This window comes from Streptomyces sp. NPDC060205 (genome assembly GCF_042728395.1).
Classification (GTDB): domain Bacteria; phylum Actinomycetota; class Actinomycetes; order Streptomycetales; family Streptomycetaceae; genus Streptomyces.
In genome coordinates this window covers 1-5,311 of the sequence record NZ_JBHWZP010000486.1, presented here as the reverse complement: position 1 = coordinate 5,311, position 5,311 = coordinate 1, and the positions used below count along the sequence as shown (strand labels likewise).

Sequence of the window (5,311 nt, the reverse complement as noted above, 5' to 3'; positions counted from 1 at the left end):
AGCCTGAAGGCAAAAGCTGGGGCGCAGCCCCGCTTTTGAGGGGCGCGAGGAACTGCGCGACAAGCCCCCACCGAACCCGCAGATACGGACGCGCGTGGGCGTTGTTTTTTAGGGGCGCGGGGAACTGCGCGGCCAGCCCCCACCGGGCCGCAGGTGGGGACGTGCGCGGCTTTTGTCTGTCAGGGGCGCGGGGAACTGCGCGAGCGGCCCCCGGACCCGCAGGGCGGATGGAGTCGGTGGGGCGGAGCCGGAGGGCCCGGCGTGCGGCGCGTGCGCGTGCGTGCTTCGCTGGGCGGGTGAGCGGCGGCACGGAGCAGAGCACCCGGGCCCAGCGGCAGCAACTGCTCCGCGTGCGCGGACGCAGCGTCGCCTGGGCACCCCCACTGCTCCTCCTCGCCGCGATCGCCGTGATCGACAGCAACACCTCGGGCGAGTTCAGGATCATCTCCTGGATCGTCCTGGTCCCGGGCATCGCCGCGGCCATCTGCGGAGTCAGAGGCACGGCCGTCCTCGCCGCCCTCGCCCTCATCACGTACATCGAGGTGGACGCGGCCTGGCCGCACCAGGACCAGACCGGTCTGCCCGACTTCATCCTCGTCGCCGTGGGCGGCGCCCTGGCCACCACGGCGTGTGCCGTACGCGTGCGCGAAGAGCGCCGCATGCTGCACATGCGGGACGTCGCCGACACGACCCGCCGTACCGTGCTGCGCCCGATGCCCACCCCCTGGGCCGGCCTGGACCACGCGGCCGTCTACCTCGCCGCCGACAGCGAGGCCCGCGTCGGCGGCGACTTCTACGACATCCAGCCCGGCCCGCACGGCACCCGCGTCCTCCTCGGTGACGTCCAGGGCAAGGGCCTGCCCGCGGTGGACGCCGCCGCCGCGCTGCTGGGCACGTTCCGCGAGTCCGCGTACCACGAGGCGTCCCTGGCCGTCGTCGCCGAACGGCTGGAGACCCGGATGCGCCGCCAGCGGCAGTACGTGGCGGACCTGGGCGAGGAACCGGCCCGCGGCGTGGAACGCTTCGCGACGGCGGTCCTCGTCGGGTTCCCGCCGCCGGGCGCGGCCGACGGCCACATCGAGGTCGTGAACTTCGGGCACGAGCCCCCGCTGGTGGCCGGACCGTCCGGGGTGCGCCTCCTGCCGCCCGGCGACGGCCTGCCGCTCGGTTTCGGCGGGCTGGCCGGTCCTGCCTCGGGCGTCCCGCCGGTCCGCCGGGTCCCCTTCGCCGCCGACGAGACCCTGCTGCTCGTCACGGACGGCGTGACCGAGGCGCGGGACGCCGAGGGCGTCTTCTTCCCGCTCCATGAGCGGGTCGCCCTGGCCGTCTCCGTCGACCCCGGCCTCACCCACCCTCGGCACCTGGTGGAACTGGTCCGCGAGGGCACCCTCCGCCACAGCACGGGCCACCTGGTGGACGACACGACCATCTTCGCGGTCCGCCCGGTTCGTGGCTGAGACGGCGGCCGAACAAACCGCCATCACCCACCCCCTATCGCCCCCACCACAACCCCCTTTGCACCCGCACCGGTTACCGTGCTGCCGTAGTGATCGAAGGGGAAGTGAAGGGGAGGGAGACGGCGATGCCCGGAACCGTACTGCTGATCGCGGCGTCGCCGGTGGGCAAGGGCTGCCTCGTCGACGCCGCGTCCGTGCTCCCCGTACTCGCCGCGGTGGCCCCCTCCGTGCTCTCGGGCACCGATACGGCGAACGTCGTCGAACTCGCCGACCCGCTGCAGCCGCAGGCCGTCCTGACCCGGCTGCGGGCCGCCGCGACGGCCCCCGGGCCGCTGACGGTCTTCCTCACCGGGCAGCTCCAACTGGACCGCAGGCAGCGGCGTCCGCACCTGGCGCTCGCCCGGACGACCCCGGCGACCGTCCGCTACACGGGCTTCCCGTGGCACTGGATCCGTGAGGAACTCCGGCTGCGCGCCCCGGGCAGCACGACCCTCCTCGTCGATCTGCACACCGACGCGGAGACCTGGCAGCACCTGGCCGGCCAGCCTCTCACCGGGGGTCCAGGAGTCGCGCTGTACGGCCGCGTGGCCCCGCCTCCCCCGCGCCGCGCGACGGCGGTACCCACGTACATGAAGTCCCTGGCCACGATCCTGCGCAGCGGTCACCGCCCGCCGCTCGCGCAGCTCCATCAGCAGGCGCTGACCCGCTCGTACGGCGAGGACCCCGACTCCGCCCACCGGGACCTGGTCCTCGCGGTCGAACCCAGGTACCGGGCAGGGGTCCCGATGCCGGGCCCGGCGACGGCCCACGGATACGCGGCGGCACCGGCACCCGCACCCATGTCGGTCCCTGTGCCCCACCCCGCATCTGTGCCCCACCCCGCATCCGTGCCCGCCCCCGCGACGGCGCCCGCTCCCCTGTCCGTGCCCGCGCCCTACCTCGCCGCCGTGCCCATGCCCGCGGCCCCGCCCGTGACGCTGCCGGTTCCCGTGCCCGAGGCGGCCCCGGTGGATCCGCACGCGGAGATCACCGCCGCCGTGCAGAGCGGCCGGCACGCCGAGGCCGCCGTGCTGGCCGAGCAGTGGGAGCGGACCGCGCTGCGGAGGTACGGGCCGGGCGCCGACGAGGTCGTGCACTGGATGGAGGTGCGCGCGGACCTGGCCATGTTCGCGGGCGACGCCGAGCTGAGCTGCCGGATCTGGCTCGCGGTGGCCGACGCGCGGCTGACCGCGGGGCAGCCCGCCGACGCCACCGCCGTCGAGGCGGCCGTCGACCGGGCGCACCACCAGTGGGGCCGGATCGGCGACTCCGCGCGGGCCCGCGAGCTGGGATTCGCGCTGGCGGACCTGCGCGGACGGGTTCCCGGGCGCCGGCAGGGCGCGCTGGACGACATCCGCCGCAACCTCAGCCGCCTCGGTACCCAGGTGAGTCCTTAGCCAGGACCTAGCCGGCGAACATCTCCAGCGCGCCCGACACCAGCGTCCGTACGCCGGGCCCGACCGTCGCCGGATCGGGCGCGAAGTGCGGGCTGTGGTTGCTGGGGACGGCGGCGAGCTGCTCCAGGAGATCGCCCCCGGCCCCGGCGGCGGCCGCGTTCCAGACCTCCGCGGGTGTGCTCGTCACGAACCAGTACGCGTACGGGAGTCCGCCGCCGGCTCCGTCCTCCGCGAGGAGCGGGAAGTCCTCGCTGCCCATGACCGGGCCGAAGTCGAGGACCGTGCCCGCGCCGAAGACCTCGCCGTGCACGGCCGCGACCCGGCGGTCGGTGTCGGCGTCGTTCACGGTCACCGGGAAACTCCCGCTCACCGTCACGGTGGGTTCGCGCGGGCAGCCCGCCGCCGCGCACTCGCCCGCCGCGATCCGCCGGACCGAGGCGAGCATCCGCTCCCGTACCTCGGCGGACTGCGTACGGAGGTTGAGGGAGATCCGGGCCTCGGCGGGGATGATGTTGTGCCGGGTGCCCGCCTCGATGCGTCCCACGGTCAGTACGGCCGACTCGCGGGCCGCGATCTCACGCGAGACCACGCTCTGCAGCCGCGTCACGATGTACGCGGCCGTCACCACCGGGTCCACGGTCGCCTCGGGCCGTGAACCGTGCCCGCCCACCCCGTGCACGACGATGTCGACGTCCGTGGACGCCGACATGATCAGGCCGGGCGTGTGCGCGAACAGTCCGGCCGGGCCGGGGGCCGCGTGCTGGGCCAGCAGTACGTCCGGGCGGGGGAAACGCTCGTACAGGCCGTCCGCCACCATCGCGGCGGCGCCCGTACCGGTCTCCTCGGCGGGCTGTCCGACCACCAGGAGCGTGCCGGACCAGGTGTCCCGCCCGGCGGCGAGCGCCGCGGCGGCGCCGGTCAGCCAGGTGACGTGCAGGTCGTGGCCGCAGGCGTGCATGACACCGGGGTTCTCGGAGGCGTACGGCAGCCCGGTCTCCTCGGTGACCGGCAGCGCGTCCATGTCGCCGCGCAGCAGGACGGTCGGCCCGTCGCCGTTGCGCAGCACCCCGACGACCCCCGGGCCACCGGTGCCGCCGACGCCCTCGGCCGTCTCGTACCCGGCCTCGCGCAGGCGTCCGGCGAGGACCCCGGCCGTGCGGTGTTCGCGTGCCGACAGCTCGGGGTGCCGGTGCAGGTCGCGGTACAGGTCCTCCAGCGCGGGCAGCGGAAGGTCGGCGGTGAGGTCCAGGGCGGTGCGCGCGGCGGCGGAGGGCCCGACGGCGCCGGGTCCTGCGGCGTCCGGTCCTGCGGCGGAGGGTTCGGCGGGAGAGGTCACCTCGTCAGCGTATGCGGGGCGTGTCACCCGAATGGCGGTGTTCGGCGCGGTCGCGGCGGGGTGTCGCTGCTATCCACGAGGGAGGGGGACGACACCCACCGAAGGAAGTGCGGCATGGCAGGCACGCTCGCCATCAACTTCACCCAGGGGCTCGACGACGCCTGGTCGAAGATCGCGACATTCGTCCCCAAACTCATCGGGTTCCTCGTCATCCTGGTGATCGGCTGGGTCATCTCGAAGATGATCGCCCGCGTACTGGACCGGGTCCTGCGCAAGGTGGGCTCCGAGCGCCTGTCGGAGCGGGCCGGCACGGAACGGCTGCTGAGCGACTCCAAGTACGACATGACGGGGATCGTCTGCAAGATCGTGTACTACGCCCTGATGCTGATCACGCTGCAGCTCGCGCTCGGCGTCTTCGGCGCGAACCCCGTCAGCGAGATGATCAACGGGATCGTGGCGTGGCTGCCGCGCGGCATCGTCGCCGTGGTCCTCGTGGTGATCGCGATGGCCATCGCGAACGGCGTACGCACGATCGTGGGCAGCGCGCTGTCCTCCGTCTCCTACGGGAGGACGGTGGCGACCATGATGTGGGCCTGCATCCTCGCGCTGGGCGTCATCGCGGCGCTGGGCCAGGCGGGCATCGCGACGGCCGTCACCCAGCCGGTCCTGTACGCGGCGCTCGCGGCCGTGGCGGGCATCCTGATCGTCGGCGTCGGCGGCGGCATGATCATGCCGATGCGGCAGCGGTGGGAGCGGTGGCTGTCCACCGCGGAGCGGGAGTCGCAGAACGCGAAGGGGAGCATGTCGGCGTATCAGTCGGGCCGTGACGACGCGCTGCGCGGGCAGCCGGCCCGCGAGCGGACGGACCGGGCCGGAGGCCCGGGCTCGACGATGGACATGTGACGGCCGGAACTCACCTGCGGCCCGGTGGGGGCGGGCCGCGCAGTTCCCCGCGCCCCTAGGGGTAGGGCGTCCGCTGGAATACAGTCTGCGGGCCGGTGGGGGTCACCCGCGCAGTTCCCCGCGCCCCTAAAAGACGAAAGGCAGGGGCGCAGCCCCGCTTTTCAGGGGCGCGGGGAACC

Annotated in this window: 4 protein-coding genes; 3 read left to right on the top strand and 1 reads right to left on the bottom strand. The window is 74.1% G+C overall.

Going from position 1 to position 5,311, the window contains the following annotated elements:
• Positions 1 to 296: 296 nt before the first annotated feature.
• Together ACFWGJ_RS41535 and ACFWGJ_RS41530 are read left to right on the top strand one after the other, a co-directional pair.
• Positions 297 to 1,457, top strand: a complete 1,161-nt coding sequence (locus tag ACFWGJ_RS41535; RefSeq protein ID WP_387334145.1) for a PP2C family protein-serine/threonine phosphatase — start codon at positions 297 to 299, stop codon at positions 1,455 to 1,457.
• Between the two features lie 125 nt (positions 1,458 to 1,582).
• Positions 1,583 to 2,893: a hypothetical protein gene (locus tag ACFWGJ_RS41530; RefSeq protein WP_387334144.1), complete on the top strand. Its 1,311-nt coding sequence runs from the start codon at positions 1,583 to 1,585 to the stop codon at positions 2,891 to 2,893.
• A 7-nt stretch (positions 2,894 to 2,900) separates the two neighbouring features.
• Here ACFWGJ_RS41530 and ACFWGJ_RS41525 read toward each other — a convergent pair whose 3' ends face one another.
• Positions 2,901 to 4,142 carry an amidohydrolase gene (locus ACFWGJ_RS41525; protein WP_387334146.1) on the bottom strand — a complete coding sequence of 414 codons (1,242 nt, stop codon included), beginning with the start codon at positions 4,140 to 4,142 and terminating at the stop codon, positions 2,901 to 2,903.
• A gap of 201 nt (positions 4,143 to 4,343) precedes the next feature.
• Here ACFWGJ_RS41525 and ACFWGJ_RS41520 point away from each other — a divergent pair, with 201 nt between their 5' ends.
• The gene (locus ACFWGJ_RS41520; RefSeq protein ID WP_387334143.1) at positions 4,344 to 5,132 is read left to right on the top strand and encodes a hypothetical protein; all 789 of its coding nucleotides are present in this window, start codon (positions 4,344 to 4,346) and stop codon (positions 5,130 to 5,132) included.
• Positions 5,133 to 5,311: the final 179 nt, after the last annotated feature.

Excerpts from the sequence above, each read along its gene's own strand:
- ACFWGJ_RS41520 (WP_387334143.1), top strand. The coding sequence starts at position 4,344 with ATGGCAGGCACGCTCGCCATCAACTTCACCCAGGGGCTCGACGACGCC.
- ACFWGJ_RS41530 (WP_387334144.1), top strand. The coding sequence starts at position 1,583 with ATGCCCGGAACCGTACTGCTGATCGCGGCGTCGCCGGTGGGCAAGGGC.